Below are 15,736 nucleotides of genomic sequence, written 5' to 3'. Positions count from 1 at the left end.
ATGAGCGCGCGGACCGCCCCCAACCCGGCGCGGAGGCTGTTCGCCACCGTGCTGGCGTGCGAGGCCATCGTGATCGCGCTCGCGATCCCGGTGGCGGTGACGGTGCTGGACGTGGACGGGGCGACCGCCGGCGGCGTGTGCGGCGGGCTGGCCGTCGCGTGCGTCGCGCTGGCCGGTCTGCTGCGCTTCCCGTGGGCGGTGCCCGTCGGCACCGTCCTGCAGGTGCTGATCTTCGCGACCGGGTTCATGGTCCCGGCCATGTTCTTCCTCGGTGTCGTTTTCGGGGCCCTTTGGGGCACGGCCATTTGGCTGGGACGCAAGGTGGGGAGCGCTCCGCCGCGCTAGGTTCGCGGGGACGGCACCATTGCGTCCGCCGATTCCCGTGTAATTCCCTTATCGCATTATTTGGACAAACTTCCCTTCCGGGAAATGCGCGTGCGGCGGACGACGACGTCCTAAGGAGCACGCCGTGTCCTCCCACGCACGCGAACATCCGCCCGGCGACCTCGCCAGGACGCGTCCCGCCGGGGCTCCGGCGCGCCTCGCCGAAGGGGACGCCCGGCGGAGGCTCGCGACGCTCGGCGCGCTGCTGCTGACGTTCACCGCGCTGCCCGCGGCGGTACTGGTGGTGCCCGACGCGTCCGGCGACGTCGTCCCCGCGGCCGCGAGCGCCCTCGCGCTCGGCGACGCCGAGATCCCCGGGCTGCTGCGCGCCACCGGGCTGTCCCTGCCCGCCCTGCTGGTCACGGTGCCGCCCGCCGCCGTCGCCGCCCGCCGGCTCCCCGCGTGGGGCGTGCTCGCGGCAGGGCTCGCGGTGCTGCTCGCCGGGATCGGCGCCGCCGGCCTCGCCCGCTCGCTGCCCGACATCGGGACCGTCCGGGCCGTCCAGGGCGTCGGGGCGGGCCTCGTCCTGCCCGCGAGCCTCGTCCTGGTCTGGGAACGCCGGAACCGCGCCCTGACGGCCGCCTGGGCCGGAGCCCTCGCGGGCACGCTCATCCTCGCGATGCCGCTGGCGCTGAAGGCCGTCCCCGTGCCCGCCGACGGCGCCGCCGTCCCCGACTGGCGCGTCGCGCTCGCACCCTGCCCGCTGCTCGCCGTCGCCGCCGCCGGAGCCGCGCTCGCCCACCCCCTCCTGCGCGGACGCCGCCGCCGGAGATCGCCCGCGCTCCGGCGCGCCGAGCGCGGCCGGCTGCTCCTCGTGCTGGTCCCGGCGGGAGGCTTCGCCTTCCTCTCCGTCGTCGCCGCGCACGCCTGGTCGCCCGGCGCGCGGCTCCTCCTCGCCGGGCTCACGCTGCTCGCCCTGGCCGGCCTCGCCCTCACCGGCGGCCGGGACGCGGCCGCCGGCGGCCCGCCCGGCGGCGCGGTCGTCATGATCGCCGTAGGCCTGCTCCTCCAGCCCGTCGCGGGCCCGCTCGCCGGACTGGCCGCCGCCGGGACGGGGGCCGGGGCCCCGCCGCTGCTCCCGTTCGCCGTGGCCGCCGCCGCCGCCCTCGCGGCGGCGCTCGCGGCCACCCGCGCCGGAACGCGCGGCGCCCTCCGCACCGGCCACCTCCTCATGATCGCCGCCGCGCCGCTCGGCCTCGCGGGCGGCGCCCTCGGTCGCTGGGCGCTGCTCGCCCCCCTCGTCCCCCTGGGCGCCGGCGCGGGGCTCGCCCTCGCCGCCTCGCTCCGCGACGCGAAGATCGGTGCCGCGCTGTTCGGGCTGTCGCTGTGCTTCCCCGCGGTGCTGGCCGGGCAACTGCTCGTCCTGTCGCTGCAGGCCGGGCGGCTGGAGCGGATCCGTCCGCTCACCGGCGCCCAGCATGTGCACGCGCTCCTGGAGGGCTACCGCATCTGGCTGGTCGTCGCCGGGGTGGCCGCCGTCCTGCTCGCCGGAGCCACCGCCCGCCTGTGCGCCCGACACGCCGCGGCACCGCGTCCCCGCGCCGCACGGCCCCCCGGGAATGCCGCCGCGGACCCCGGGGCCGGGTAGGATTCGCGCGCTTACCGAATCCGAAATCCTCTAGGAGAAACTGTCGTGTCCGAGCGCACTCTTGTCCTGGTCAAGCCCGACGGCGTTCGCCGCGGCGTCGTCGGCGAGGTCATCTCCCGGATCGAGCGCAAGGGCCTGAAGCTCGTCGCGCTGGAACTGCGCACCCTCGCCCGCGAGACCGCCGAGGCGCACTACGAGGAGCACAGCAGCAAGCCGTTCTTCGGCGAACTGGTCGACTTCATCACCGGCGGCCCCCTCGTCGCCATGGTCGTGGAGGGCCCGCGCGCCATCGAGGCGTTCCGCTCACTCGCCGGCGCCACCGACCCGGTCAGCGCCACCCCCGGCACCATCCGCGGCGACTTCGCCCTGGAGATCGGCGAGAACATCGTCCACGGCTCCGACTCTCCCGACTCCGCCGCGCGCGAGATCAAGCTCTTCTTCCCCGAGGTGTAGTGGTGCGCTAGCTGTACTGCCCAGGGGGGCGACCCCCTGGAACCCCCGTTGCGAGCCGGGCTGTGTTCGCCCAGGGGGGCGACCCCCTGGAACCCCCGTTGCGAGCCGGGCGATCCTCACGCCACGGTGCTGGTTTCCGTGCCCGTGCGGGTTGTCGTCGTGGCGCTCCGGTCGCCCGGCTCGGCGGGTCGGGCGACCTCCAGGCGCCCAGAGCGCCTTCCGGCCGCCCGACCCGCGCCCCGGCTCAGGTCGACTCCGAGAGCGTCACGACGTGCACGTCCAAGAGCGCTGGGCGCGGAGGGTTCGTTCCAGGTTGGAGTACGAGCTACGGCCCTGCCCTCTGCTGAGGGTGGGTTGAAGCGGGCTTGGATGTTCCTCATCCGAAAAGCGGTCGGAGGGGGCCGGTCGTCGCTCGTCCCAGAATCGGCTTGTGGGCGAGTAAGGGCTGGCCCCGCGGCATCTCGGGCGCCTTCATGCGCCGGTAGATCCACGGCCCGGGGTTCGGCTTTTCTGCCGCCGCGCGAGCGGTGCTTCCGGACGAATCGAACCGTGTTGCGGCGTGGGGCTGTGTCGGGCCGGGGAAGACCCCCTAAGATCCTCGGATACCCGGTGGCGCCGGGTCTGCCGTGGGCGCCGCGCGTCTTTGGCCGACCGGCCGCCGGGTCAGTCCGCCGGGTTCTCTTTATGGAAAACCGGGCTGGTCAGGACGCGTTTTTTTCGCGACGCGCGGCGCGGGGGTGACTGCCCGCGGAGGTACGCGCACGTTACGATGGACGCGCCGCTATACACGCCCGTCAATCATGAAGGGCTCCCTTTCTTCATGGGTAACAAGCTGTCGTTTCTTGGCCGTGACATGGCGGTCGATCTCGGTACCGCCAACACCCTGGTGTACGTGCGCGGGCGTGGCATCGTCCTGAACGAACCCTCCGTGGTCGCGATCAATACCAATACCGGGAAGATCGTCGCGGTGGGCATCGAGGCGAAGCGGATGATCGGCCGCACACCGGGCAACATCGTCGCGGTCCGTCCGCTGAAGGACGGCGTCATCGCCGACTTCGACGTCACCGAACGGATGCTGCGCTACTTCATCCAGAAGGTGCACAAGCGCCGGCACTTCGCCAAGCCGCGGATCGTCGTGGCCGTGCCGAGCGGGATCACCGGGGTGGAGCAGCGCGCGGTGAAGGAGGCCGGCTACCAGGCCGGCGCCCGCCGCGTCTACATCATCGAGGAGCCGATGGCCGCCGCGATCGGCGCCGGGCTCCCCGTCTACGAGCCGACCGGCAACATGGTCGTCGACATCGGCGGCGGCACCACCGAGGTCGCGATCATCTCGCTCGGCGGGATCGTCACCAGCCAGTCGGTGCGCGTCGGCGGTGACGAGCTCGACCAGGCCGTGATCTCTTTCTCCAAGAAGGAGTACTCCCTGATGCTCGGGGAACGCACCGCGGAGGAGATCAAGATGGCGATCGGGTCGGCCTATCCCGGCGGCGACGACGAGCCGCACGCCGAGATCCGGGGCCGCGACCTCGTCAGCGGGCTGCCGAAGACCGTCGTGATCTCCGCCGAGGAGGTCAGGCGGGCGATCGAGGAACCGGTCAACGCCGTGGTGGACGCGGTGAAGACCACCCTCGACAAGTGCCCGCCCGAGCTCTCCGGCGACATCATGGACCGCGGCATCGCGCTCACCGGCGGCGGCGCTCTTCTGAAGAACCTCGACGAACGGCTCCGCGAGGAGACCGGGATGCCCATCCATCTGGTGGACAACCCGCTCGACTCGGTGGTGCTCGGCACGGGCAAGTGCGTCGAGGACTTCGAGTCGCTCAGGCAGGTGCTCGTGCCGGAGCCGCGGCACTGATTCGGACATGGCCGGCCAGGGGACGCCAGGGGGCGTTCCCCGGGCGAGCCGATTCGGACATAGTCCGCCGAGGGGGACGCGGGGGCGTCCCCCCTCGTGAGGCACTGGGCTCCCGGCGGACCAGGGAACGGGAGGTCGGTGCGTGAAGGACACCCGGCGCACCCGCGTGGTCCTCGGCGCGTTGCTGGTCGTGGCGCTCGCGATGATCACCATTGACTACCGCGGCGGGCAGGACTCGCCGCTGAGCGGCCTGCGCGGCCTCGGCGCGACGGTGTTCGGCCCCGTGGAGCGGGCGTCGGCGTCCGTCGTCCGGCCGGTCGGCAACACCTTCGACGCCATCACCGACGCGCCCGGCGAGCGGCGCCGGGCCGACCGGCTCGTGCGGCAGAACCAGCGGCTGCGCGAGCAGCTGCGCTCCAGCCGCCTCGACCAGGACCGGTCCGCGCAGCTGCGCAGGCTGCTCGGCACCGCGGGAATGGGCGGCTACAAGATCCACGCCGCGCAGGTGATCTCGGCGGGGCAGGGTTTCGAGGACACCGTCACCATCGACGTCGGCAGCAGCAGCGGCATCCGGCCCGACATGACCGTGATGAGCGCCGACGGCCTCGTCGGCCGCGTCACCCGCGTCGGGCCCGCGACCGCCACCGTCCTGCTCGCCACCGACCAGACGTCCTCCATCGGCTCCCGGCTGGAGGAGTCCAAGGAGATCGGCATCACCCAGGGCCGGGGCCGCCGCGGGCTCGGCCGGGGCGGCGCGACGCCGCTGCGGTTCCAGCTGCTCGACGCCGCCGCCCCGATCCGGGTCGGCCAGCGGATCGTCACGCTCGGGTCGCAGGGGCAGAAGCCGTACGTCCCGGGCGTCCCGATCGGCGTGGTCGAGCGGATCGAGCGCTCCACCAGCGGGCTGACCCGCACCGCCTACGTCCGGCCGTTCGTGCGGTTCACCAGCCTGGACGTCGTCGCCGTCGTGGTCGCCCCGCCGAAGACCGACCCGCGGGACGCGGTGCTGCCGCCCAAGCCCCCGCCGCCCCCGACCCCGACGCCGACCGCGACGCCGTCGGCGAGCAAGAGCCCGAAGGCGAAGCCGCGCCACTCCAAGAGCCCGTCCACGAATCCGACCCGGGGGGACTGACGTGCTGAACCCGCCCGAGGCGTCGCCGGCCGGCCGCGCCGCGGTGACCGCCGTGGTGATCGTCGTGACGCTGATCCTGCAGGTGTCGGTGGCGAACCGGCTGCCGCTGCCCGGCGGCGTCCAGCCCGACCTGGTGCTGCTCGCCGTCGTCGCGCTCGCGCTCGTCGCGGGCTCCATGACCGGGATGGTGGCCGGGTTCCTCGCGGGCCTCGCCGCCGACATCATCCCGCCCGCCGACCACACCCTCGGCCGGTACGCGCTCGTCTACTGCCTCATCGGGTACCTGTGCGGCGTCGCGTCCGCCGAGATGGACCGCCAGTCCGCGGTGCCGTTCCTCGCCGTCGCCGCCGGCGCGCTCGCCGGGACCGTGGTGTACGCGGGCACCGGCATGATCCTCGGCGACCCGCGCGCCGAGTGGGCGACCGTGTCCAGCATGGTGCCGCTGCAGGTGCTGTACGACGTCATCGCGAGCCCGTTCGTGGTGTGGGCGGTGCTGCGCGTCACCCGCCGCTACGAACGCGGGGAGCGCGCCCGCGGCGACCGCCTGGCCGTGCCCGCCGCCCGCTACCGCGCGATGTCGGGGCGGAGCGGGACCCTGTGAACCCGAGGACCCACTTCCGCCTCGTCGTCCTGTACGTGCTCGTCGCCGCGCTGCTGCTCGTCCTGATCGGGCGGATGTGGGCGCTCCAGGTCCTGGAGGGCGCGCACTACCGGGCGGTCGCCGCGGAGAACCGCACCCGCGACATCGTCGTCCCCGCCACCCGCGGCATGATCCTGGACGACCGCGGCAGGCCGCTCGTGCGCAACCGCAGCGCCCTCGTCGTGTCGGTCGACCGCACCACGCTGTCGCGGCAGAAGGACGGCGGCCAGACCATCCTGAAGCGGCTCGCCGCCGTGCTCGGGACGTCCCAGGAGGAGATGACCAAGCGGATCCGGCTGTGCGGGCCCGGCATCAAGCGGCCGTGCTGGCCGGGCTCCCCCTACCAGCCGATCCCCGTCGAGGACCACGTCGACCCCAAGCGCGCCCTGCAGATCATGGAGCGGCAGGAGGACTTCCCCGGCATCACCGCGCAGGTCCAGGCCGTCCGCGACTACCCGCAGCCGGAGGGCGCGCGCCCCGCTCAGCTGCTCGGCTACCTCCAGCCCGTCACGCAGGAGGAGCTCGACAAGCGCAAGGGCCTCAAGGTCACCGGTTACAGCGGCGTCGACCTCGTCGGGCGCGACGGCCTCGAAGCGCAGTACGACTCGGCGCTCAGCGGCGAGCCCGGGTTCCGCAAGGTCCTGGTCGACAGCCAGGGCCGCGTCACCGGCACCGCGCAGGAGCAGCCCCCGACGGCCGGCGGCAACCTCGTCACCAGCATCGACGCCGGCGTGCAGGGCGCGGCGGAGAAGGCGCTCAAGAACGCGATCGACGGCGCCCGCAAGCAGGGCCGCCCCGCCGACGCCGGCGCCGCGGTCGTGATGGACGTGCGCACCGGCCGGATGATCGCGATGGCGAGCTACCCGACCTACGACCCCGGCATCTGGACCGGCGGCATCTCCCAGGACGAGTACGACGCGCTCCTCGGCAAGAAGCAGGGCGAGCCGCTGATCTCCCGGGTCACCCAGGGGCAGTTCGCGCCCGGCTCCACCTTCAAGATCTCCTCGGTGGCCGCCGCGGTGAAGGACGGCAACAGCCTGACCGGCACCTACGACTGCCCCGGCTCCTACAACGTCGGCAACCGCGCGTTCCGCAACTTCGAGGGCGAGGAGCTCGGGGCGATGTCGCTGCACACGGCGCTCGTCAAGTCCTGCGACACGATCTTCTACCGGTTCGCCTACCAGGAGTGGCAGCGCGACGGCGGGATGAAGCCGAAGAAGAACCCGTCGGACCCGATGGTGAAGATGGCCCGCGACTACGGGTTCGGGTCGCGCACCGGCGTCGACCTGCCCAGCGAGAGCGAGGGCCGCATCCCGGACCGCGGGTGGAAGAAGTCCTTCTGGGACGCCACCAAGGCCGCCAACTGCAAGGGCGCCAAGACGGGCTACCCGGAGGTCGCCAAGACCGACCCGGCCCGCGCCGCCTACCTGAAGGCCGTCGCTACGGAGAACTGCACCGAGGGCTACGTCTGGCGGCCCGGTGACGCGGCGAACTTCTCGGTCGGGCAGGGCGACGTCCTGGTGACGCCGCTGCAGCTCGTCCGCGCGTACGCGGCCATGGCGAACGGCGGCAAGCTGCTGACCCCGCGCCTCGGGGTCGCGGTCGTGCGCCCCGACGGCTCGATCGTCCGCCGGATCGACGCGCCGCCGCCGCGCCGGCTGCCCGTCGACGGCAAGGTGCTCAAGTACATCCGCGAGTCGCTCGCGGAGGTGACGAAGAGCGGCACGGCGTCCGGGGCGTTCACCGGCTTCGACTTCAAGCGCGTCGACGTCGGCGGCAAGACCGGTACCGCGGAGGTCTACGGCAAGCAGGACACGTCCTGGTTCGCCTCGTTCGGCCCGGTGGACAAGCCGCGCTTCGCGGTGGTCGCGATGGTCTCCCAGGGCGGGCAGGGCGCGCAGACGTCCGCGCCGGCCGTCCGGGAGATCTGGGAGGCCATGTACGGGACGAAGGACCGCAAGGCCATCCTCCAGGACGGGAGGCTCCCGTCCGAGCTGCCGCGGATGCCCGTCGAGGGGACCGCGCCATGATCACCGACTCCGGGGTCGGCAGCGTCGACGCCTACGCCGCGCACCGGTCGTGGACCAGCCGGCTCGCCGGTCTGCGCCGGCTCGACCTGCCGATGCTGCTGGCCGTGCTGGCGCTGTCGGCGGTGGGCGCGCTGCTGGTGCGCTCGGCCACCTTCCACCTGCTGACCGAGCAGGGCAAGGACCCCGAGGGCTTCCTCAAGCGGCACATCCTGAACCTGATCATCGGCTTCCTGCTTGGCGGCCTGGTCACCGTGCTCGACTACCGTCTCCTGCGCGCCTACGTCCCCATCCTGTACGGGCTGGCGTGCGTGGGGCTGCTGGCCGTGCTGACCCCGCTCGGCTCGACGATCAACGGCTCGCACTCGTGGATCGTGGTCGGCGGCGGGTTCCAGGTGCAGCCGTCGGAGTTCGCCAAGGTCGGGCTCGTGGTGCTGCTGGCGATGATCCTCGGAGAGCCGCGCGACGGGGAGATCGGCCCCGGCCGGCGGGACGTGCTGCTCGCGCTCGTGCTCGCCGGGGTGCCCGGCGTGCTGATCATGCTGCAGCCCGACCTCGGCACCACGCTGGTGTTCATCGCGGTCGTGCTCGGCATGCTGGCGATCTCCGGGGCCCAGAAGCGCTGGCTCGTCGGGCTGGTCGGCGGGGGCGTCGCCGCGGGCGCCGCCGTGTACTTCTTCGGGCTGCTGAAGGCCTACCAGATCGCCCGGTTCACCGCGTTCCTGAACCCCGAGGCCGACCCGCGCGGCGCCGGCTACAACGCCCAGCAGGCCCGCATCGCGATCGGGTCGGGCGGGGCGTTCGGCAAGGGCCTGTTCCACGGCGAGCAGACGGGCGGCCACTTCGTCCCGGAGCAGCAGACCGACTTCATCTTCACGGTGGCGGGGGAGGAGCTCGGCTTCGTCGGCGCGGCCGTGATCATCGCCCTGCTCGGCGTGGTGCTGTGGCGCGGGCTGCGCATCGCCACCCAGGCCGCCGACCTGTTCGGGACGCTCGTCGCCACCGGGGTCGTGTGCTGGCTGGGGTTCCAGACGTTCGAGAACGTCGGCATGACGATCGGGATCATGCCGATCACCGGGCTGCCGCTGCCGTTCGTGTCCTACGGCGGGTCGGCGACCTTCGCGAACATGATCGCCTTCGGCCTGCTGCAGGCCGTCCACGTGCGCCGCCGCCCGTTCGATTAGCGACCGGCGACCGCGTAGGCTGGACGTTCATCCCACGTCCCCTGCACGGAGGGTTCCGTCATGCCGGTCGAGTCGCTCTTCCCGCGCCTGGAGCCGCTGCTCCCGAGCGTGCAGAAGCCGATTCAGTACGTTGGCGGCGAGCTGAACTCCCAGCTCAAGGACTGGGACGAGGCCACCGTCCGATGGGCGCTGATGTACCCGGACGCCTACGAGGTGGGGCTCCCCAACCAGGGCGTCCAGATCCTCTACGAGATCCTCAACGAGCGCGACGGCGTGCTCGCCGAGCGGACGTACTCGGTGTGGCCCGACATGGAGGCCGTCATGCGGGAGCACGGCATCCCGCAGTTCACCGTCGACGCGCACCGGCCGGTCGCCGCCTTCGACGTGTTCGGCGTGTCGTTCTCCACCGAACTCGGCTACACCAACCTGCTGACGGCGCTCGACCTCGCGGGCATCCCGCTGGAGGCCGCCGACCGCACCGGCGACCACCCGATCGTGATCGCCGGCGGGCACGCCGCGTTCAACCCCGAGCCGATCGCCGACTTCGTCGACGCCGCCGTCCTCGGCGACGGCGAGGAGATCGCGCTCGCCATCACCGAGGTCGTCCGCGAGTGGAAGGCCGAGGGCGAGCCCGGCGGACGGGACGGGCTGCTGCTGCGCCTCGCCGCGTCCGGCGGCGTGTACGTCCCGCGCTTCTACGACGTGACCTACCTGCCCGACGGCCGCATCCAGCGGGTCGCGCCGAACCGTCCGGGCGTGCCGTGGCGGATCGAGAAGCACACCGTCATGGACCTCGACCAGTGGCCGTACCCGAAGAAGCCGCTGGTACCGCTCGCCGAGACCGTGCACGAGCGGTTCAGCGTGGAGATCTTCCGCGGCTGCACCCGCGGCTGCCGGTTCTGCCAGGCCGGAATGATCACCCGCCCGGTGCGGGAGCGGTCGATCACCACGATCGGCGACATGGTGGAGCAGGGGCTCAAGGAGTCCGGCTTCCAGGAGGTCGGGCTGCTCAGCCTGTCCAGCGCCGACCACAGCGAGATCGGCGACGTCGCCAAGGGCCTCGCCGACCGCTACGAGGGCACCAACACCTCGCTGTCGCTGCCGTCCACGCGGGTCGACGCCTTCAACATCACGCTCGCCAACGAGTTCTCCCGCGGCGGCCGGCGCTCCGGCCTGACGTTCGCGCCGGAGGGCGGCTCCGAGCGGATGCGCAAGGTGATCAACAAGATGGTCAGCGAGGACGACCTGATCCGCACCGTCACCACCGCCTACGAGAACGGCTGGCGGCAGGTCAAGCTGTACTTCATGTGCGGCCTGCCCACCGAGGAGGACGAGGACGTCCTCGCCATCGCCGACATGGCCAGGCGGGTCATCCAGGCCGGCCGCGACGCGACGGGCCGCAGGGACATCCGCTGCACCGTGTCCATCGGCGGGTTCGTGCCGAAGCCGCACACCCCGTTCCAGTGGGCGGCGCAGTGCGACCACGAGACCGTCGACCGCCGCCTGCGCGCCCTCAAGGACGCCCTGCGCGGCGACAAGGAGTACGGGCGCGCCATCGGCCTGCGCTACCACGACGGCCAGCCGTCGATCGTCGAGGGCCTGCTGTCGCGGGGCGACCGGCGCGTCGGCAAGGTCATCCGCGCCGTCTGGGAGGACGGCGGCCGCTTCGACGGGTGGAGCGAGCACTTCTCCTACGAGCGCTGGACGGCCTGCGCCGAGAAGGCCCTGGCCGGGGAGCCCGTCGACCTCGCCTGGTACACCGTCCGGGAGCGCGACGAGGTCGAGGTGCTGCCCTGGGACCACCTCGACGCGGGGCTCGACCGCGAGTGGCTCTGGCAGGACTGGCAGGACGCCGTCGACGAGACCGAGGTCGAGGACTGCCGCTGGACGCCGTGCTACGACTGCGGCGTCTGCCCCACGATGGGCACCGAGATCCAGATCGGCCCGACCGGCCGGAAGTTGCTCCCGCTGAACGTGGTCTGACGGGATTCGACCGCGTCGTCCCTTGAGCTGCAAGGGTTCCGGGCTTACGGGGGCGGTGCCTGGCCGAACCGGGTCGCGGGCCCCGTACTCTATAGAGAGACCTGTATTTCGACTCGACACGAGTAGGAAGGACCAGAACCCTGGCACCCATGCCGGAGGGTCCGGCGCCGGCCCCCGTGACCCAGCGCCTGCGCGTCCGCTACGCCAAGCGGGGCAGGCTGCGGTTCACGAGCCACCGCGACATTTCCCGGGCCGTGGAACGCGCCGTGCGGCGCGCCGGGATCCCCGTCGCGTTCAGCGCCGGATTCACCCCCCACCCGAAGATCTCGTATGCGGGTGCGGCGGCGACAGGGGTGGCCAGTGAGGCCGAATACCTCGAACTCGGGCTCACCGAGACCCGCGACCCTGCGCGGGTGCGAGCCGATCTCGACGCGGCCCTGCCTCCCGGACTCGACGTCCTGGACGTCGTGCCGGTAAGGGCGGGCCACGGCGACGCCCCGGTGAAGCCGGGCGCGTTCACCGATCGGCTTGAGGCGTCCGAGTGGCGGATCCGGCTGGACGGTGTCGCCGAAGGCGACGCCGCCGCGGCCGTGGCCGCCTTCATGGCCGCCGAGAACATCGAGGTGGAACGCCTCACGAAGAAGGGACGGCGCCGTTTCGACGTGCGCGCCGCCGTGTCCGCCTGCGAGCTGGACCGGCGTGCCGCCGAGACGGCGAATGCCCCTTGTGCGATACTTCGAATGGTTGTTCGGCATTCCACACCCGCCGTTCGACCCGACGACATCCTCACCGGACTGCGCCAGGTCGCCGACCTCGCGCCGCCGTCACCGCCGCTGGTGACCAGGCTGGCGCAGGGGCCCCTCGACGCGGAAACCGGTGGCCTCGCGGATCCCCTGGATCCCGACCGGGAGACCGGCCTACCGCCCGGCGACGACGCCGGGACGGCCCGCGGCCTTGAGCGGCCGCGGTCCGGGGACGCCGCGAGCGTGGATGCCGTCAGCGCCTGACCGTGGGACCGAAGCCGTGGAGGCACGGAACCGGCCCCGCAGGGTACGGAAGGCGCACCCCCGACGACTTCGTCGTCATGGCCGGACCACCGTCCGGCGGTGACGGCACCGACTGACGAGGTGCTCTCGTGCGGCGCACCGCATCGTTCCGCCTCCGGCGGGACGGGCGGACGCGCCCGGGAGCCTGACGGGAGATTGCCCGGATGCTTGAGAACGAAGCCGATGCGGCCGCGGCCGAAGGCGCCGACGGGACCGTTGACGACGAGTCCGCGCGGACCGAGGGGACCGAGGGGGCGCAGAGCGCGAGCCCCAAGAAGGGGCGCACGGGCGTGACGTCGCGTCCGCGCCGCGCGAGCCGGCCCGCGGGCCCGCCGCCCGACGTGGAGGAGACCCCTGCCGCGACCCCCGCCGCGCAGCCGGAGGCGGCCTCCGCCGAGAAGCCCGCGCCCGCCGAGGAGGCCGCGGCGCCCGCCGAGACGCAGGAGCCGGCCGAGCCGCCGAAGCGGACCCGGACCCGCGCGCGAAAGACCACGAAGGCCGCCGCCGAGACGGCCGAGCCCGTCCCGATGACCGGCGCCGAGACCTCGCCCGAGGCCCCCGCCGAGCCGGCCGCCGAAGAGCCCGCAGAGCAGCCCGCCGAAGAGGCGCCGGCGCCCCGCACCAGGACCCGCCGCCGCCCCGCCAAGGCCGCCGCCGAGGTCCCGTCCGTGCCGCAGGTCCCGGCCGTCCCGGTCGCCGGGGAGGTGCCGACCCCCGAGCAGGTGTCGGAGACCGAGCCCGCGAGCGGCGTCGGCGTCCCCGGCGTGACGTTCCAGCCGCCGATGGTCGTCTTCCAGCCGCCGCAGCCCAAGGCCGAGGCGCCCGCCCGGCCGAAGGCCGCCGAGGCCGAGCCCGCCGTGCAGGACGCCGGCGAGGAGGACGAGGACCAGGACCACGGGCCCGCCGACGAGGACGACTCCGAGGACCGCCCGTCCCGCCGTCGCCGCCGCCGCGGCGGCCGCGGCCGCGGCCGGGGCGGCAAGGAGGGCGCCGAGGACGAGGGCGAGGAGACCGAGGGCGAGGCCGAGGCCGAGGAGCCCAGGGAAGAGCAGCCCGCCAAGCCCGCCAGGGCCGCCAAGGGCAAGGCGGCGAAGGGCGGCAAGGCTTCCAGGGCCAAGGACAAGGAGCAGGCCAAGGAGCCCAAGGCCGAGGAGCCCGAGCAGGGCGCCGCCGAGGGCGAGGAGGACGACGGGGAGGGCGGCACCAGCCGCCGCCGTCGCCGCCGCAGGCGCCGGTCCGGGGTTGACGGCGAGTCCGGCGGCTCCGACGACCCGCCGAACACCGTCGTGCACGTCCGCACGGCCCGCGAGGAGCGCGCCGCCGCCGAGGACGAGGTCCAGTCCGTGCGGGGCTCGACCCGCCTGGAGGCCAAGAAGCAGCGCCGCCGCGAGGGCCGCGAGCAGGGCCGCCGCCGCCCGCCGGTGATCACCGAGGCGGAGTTCCTGGCCCGCCGCGAGGCCGTCGAGCGGGTCATGGTGGTCCGGCAGGAGGGCGAGCGCACCCAGATCGCCGTCCTGGAGGACGACGTGCTCGTCGAGCACTACGTCAACCGCGCGACGCACCAGTCGTACGTCGGCAACGTCTACCTCGGCAAGGTCCAGAACGTCCTGCCGTCGATGGAGGCGGCGTTCGTCGACATCGGCAAGGGCCGCAACGCCGTGCTGTACGCGGGCGAGGTCAACTGGGACGCCTCCGGGCTGGAGGGCCAGCCCCGCCGCATCGAGTCGGCGCTGAAGTCGGGCCAGTCGGTGCTCGTCCAGGTCACCAAGGACCCGCTCGGCCACAAGGGCGCCCGGCTGACCAGCCAGGTCTCCCTCCCCGGCCGGTACCTGGTCTACGTGCCGGACGGCTCGATGACCGGCATCAGCCGCAAGCTGCCCGACAAGGAGCGCACCCGCCTCAAGTCGATCCTCAAGAAGGTCATGCCGGAGCAGGCGGGCGTGATCGTGCGGACCGCGGCGGAGGGGGCGACCGAGGAGGAGCTCGCCCGCGACGTCTCGCGCCTGGCCGCCCAGTGGGAGAGCATCCAGAAGAAGGTCAAGACGGCCTCCGCGCCGTCCCTGCTCTACGGCGAGCCCGACCTGACGATCCGGGTCGTCCGCGACATCTTCAACGAGGACTTCACCAAGCTGGTGGTGTCCGGGGCCGAGGCCTGGGACACCGTCTCCGACTACGTCCAGTACGTCGCCCCCCATCTCGCCGACCGCGTCGAGCGCTGGACCGGCGACCAGGACGCCCTGTCGGCGTTCCGCATCGACGAGCAGATCGCCAAGGCCATGGACCGCAAGGTCTGGTTGCCGTCCGGCGGCTCCCTGGTGATCGACCGCACCGAGGCGATGACGGTCATCGACGTCAACACCGGCAAGTTCACCGGGCAGGGCGGCAACCTGGAGGAGACCGTCACCCGCAACAACCTGGAGGCGGCCGAGGAGATCGTCCGCCAGCTCCGGCTCCGTGACATCGGCGGCATCATCGTCGTCGACTTCATCGACATGGTGCTGGAGAGCAACCGCGACCTGGTGCTGCGCCGCCTCGTGGAGTGCCTGTCGCGGGACCGTACCAAGCACCAGGTCGCCGAGGTCACCTCGCTCGGACTGGTGCAGATGACCCGCAAGCGGGTCGGCCAGGGGCTGCTGGAGGCGTTCTCGGAGACCTGCGAGTCCTGCAACGGCCGCGGCATCCACGTCCACCTGACGCCGGTCGAGCCGAAGGCGGAGAAGGCGGCCGGCAAGGAGTCCGGACGCCGCCGCAAGCGCAAGGGCGAGGTCGAGAAGGCCGTCGAGGAGAAGCTGTCCCGGCACGAGGCCAAGCCCAAGGAGCCCGCGGAGGAGCCCGCCGCCGAGCCCGTGAGCCCGGCCGCCGAGACGGCGCCGGTCGTGGAGGCCGCGCCCGAGCCGGTCCGTTCGCGGCCGAAGAGGTCCCGGCCCGCCAAGCGCCCGGCCGGCCCGCCGCCCGAGATCGACGAGGCCCCGGCGCAGGCCGCCGTGGAGGCCGCCGAGGCCGCCGAGGAGACCGCCGGCACCGCGCCGGGCACGCTGGACTCCGCCGAGCCGGTGCCGGTCGACGCGAACGGCGCCGAGCCGGCCTCCGGCGCGCCCTCCGGCGAGCCCGCGGGCGAGCTGAACGGCGCCGTGGAGGCCGCCGGCGAGTCCAACGGGTCCGCGCCCGCGGGCGACCAGGACGGCGCCGAGCCCGCCCGTCGGCGCCGTGCCCGGCGCCCCCGCGCGACCGCGGCCCAGGCCGCCGACGGCGGCGAGTCCTCGGACTGACGCGGTAGCGGGGCCCTGGCCGGACGCGTTCGCGTTCCGGCCAGGGCATCCGGTACCCTTGACCTTCGGCGCGTCATCGGCGCGTCGCCCGAATCCGCACCGCGAGCCCCGTCCGGGGATCGTTCGGTGCTCACCTCATCGATCCGGTGGGGCACAGCAGAGAGCGCCAGGGTCC

Annotated in this window: 11 protein-coding genes; all 11 read left to right on the top strand. The window is 73.3% G+C overall.

Translation table 11 applies throughout. The features are described from left to right. The 11 genes from AB0C87_RS11980 (at window position 1) to AB0C87_RS11930 (ending at window position 15,561) form a co-directional block, all read left to right on the top strand. Window positions 1-345, top strand: coding sequence for a DUF4233 domain-containing protein (locus AB0C87_RS11980; RefSeq protein ID WP_345180850.1), 345 nt, complete (start codon window positions 1-3; stop codon window positions 343-345). Between the two features lie 124 nt (window positions 346-469). Further along, the gene (locus AB0C87_RS11975; protein ID WP_360577344.1) at window positions 470-1,972 is read left to right on the top strand and encodes a hypothetical protein; all 1,503 of its coding nucleotides are present in this window, start codon (window positions 470-472) and stop codon (window positions 1,970-1,972) included. A 45-nt stretch (window positions 1,973-2,017) separates the two neighbouring features. Next, complete coding sequence (gene ndk, locus AB0C87_RS11970; protein WP_345180845.1) at window positions 2,018-2,425, top strand: nucleoside-diphosphate kinase; 408 nt, start codon at window positions 2,018-2,020, stop codon at window positions 2,423-2,425. Window positions 2,426-3,245: 820 nt separating this feature from the next. Next, complete coding sequence (locus AB0C87_RS11965) at window positions 3,246-4,280, top strand: rod shape-determining protein (protein ID WP_185026548.1); 1,035 nt, start codon at window positions 3,246-3,248, stop codon at window positions 4,278-4,280. A 142-nt stretch (window positions 4,281-4,422) separates the two neighbouring features. After that, window positions 4,423-5,412 (top strand): rod shape-determining protein MreC, encoded by a 990-nt coding sequence (gene mreC, locus AB0C87_RS11960; protein ID WP_345180843.1) that lies wholly within the window; start codon window positions 4,423-4,425, stop codon window positions 5,410-5,412. Window position 5,413: 1 nt separating this feature from the next. Further along, a complete protein-coding gene (mreD, locus tag AB0C87_RS11955) occupies window positions 5,414-6,013 on the top strand; it encodes a rod shape-determining protein MreD (protein ID WP_345180841.1) in 600 nt (199 codons plus the stop codon). Then, the gene (mrdA, locus tag AB0C87_RS11950; RefSeq protein ID WP_345180839.1) at window positions 6,010-8,082 is read left to right on the top strand and encodes a penicillin-binding protein 2; all 2,073 of its coding nucleotides are present in this window, start codon (window positions 6,010-6,012) and stop codon (window positions 8,080-8,082) included. The genes mreD and mrdA overlap by 4 nt, the downstream gene beginning before the upstream one ends. After that, complete coding sequence (rodA, locus tag AB0C87_RS11945; protein WP_345180836.1) at window positions 8,079-9,263, top strand: rod shape-determining protein RodA; 1,185 nt, start codon at window positions 8,079-8,081, stop codon at window positions 9,261-9,263. Before mrdA ends, rodA begins: the two co-directional genes overlap by 4 nt. Window positions 9,264-9,323: 60 nt before the next feature. Then, window positions 9,324-11,246, top strand: coding sequence for a TIGR03960 family B12-binding radical SAM protein (locus AB0C87_RS11940; protein ID WP_345180834.1), 1,923 nt, complete (start codon window positions 9,324-9,326; stop codon window positions 11,244-11,246). A gap of 149 nt (window positions 11,247-11,395) precedes the next feature. Then, entirely contained in the window at window positions 11,396-12,253 is an 858-nt protein-coding gene (locus tag AB0C87_RS11935) for a TIGR03936 family radical SAM-associated protein (protein ID WP_360577342.1), read from the top strand. Window positions 12,254-12,456: 203 nt separating this feature from the next. Then, on the top strand, window positions 12,457-15,561 hold the full coding sequence (locus tag AB0C87_RS11930; protein ID WP_360577340.1) for an Rne/Rng family ribonuclease: 3,105 nt from the start codon (window positions 12,457-12,459) through the stop codon (window positions 15,559-15,561). Window positions 15,562-15,736 lie beyond the last annotated feature (175 nt).

The sequence above is a fragment of the Actinomadura sp. NPDC048021 genome, from assembly GCF_040653135.1.
In the GTDB taxonomy this organism is placed as follows: Bacteria; Actinomycetota; Actinomycetes; order Streptosporangiales; family Streptosporangiaceae; genus Spirillospora; species Spirillospora verrucosospora.
This window is presented reverse-complemented; position numbering and strand designations above follow the sequence as displayed.

What these genes read in the sequence shown, in the direction of transcription:
- AB0C87_RS11980 (WP_345180850.1), top strand. Translation starts at nt 1, where the DNA reads ATGAGCGCGCGGACCGCCCCCAACCCGGCGCGGAGGCTGTTCGCCACC.
- AB0C87_RS11940 (WP_345180834.1), top strand. Translation starts at nt 9,324, where the DNA reads ATGCCGGTCGAGTCGCTCTTCCCGCGCCTGGAGCCGCTGCTCCCGAGC.
- AB0C87_RS11965 (WP_185026548.1), top strand. Translation starts at nt 3,246, where the DNA reads ATGGGTAACAAGCTGTCGTTTCTTGGCCGTGACATGGCGGTCGATCTC.
- rodA (WP_345180836.1), top strand. Translation starts at nt 8,079, where the DNA reads ATGATCACCGACTCCGGGGTCGGCAGCGTCGACGCCTACGCCGCGCAC.
- AB0C87_RS11930 (WP_360577340.1), top strand. Translation starts at nt 12,457, where the DNA reads ATGCTTGAGAACGAAGCCGATGCGGCCGCGGCCGAAGGCGCCGACGGG.
- AB0C87_RS11935 (WP_360577342.1), top strand. Translation starts at nt 11,396, where the DNA reads ATGCCGGAGGGTCCGGCGCCGGCCCCCGTGACCCAGCGCCTGCGCGTC.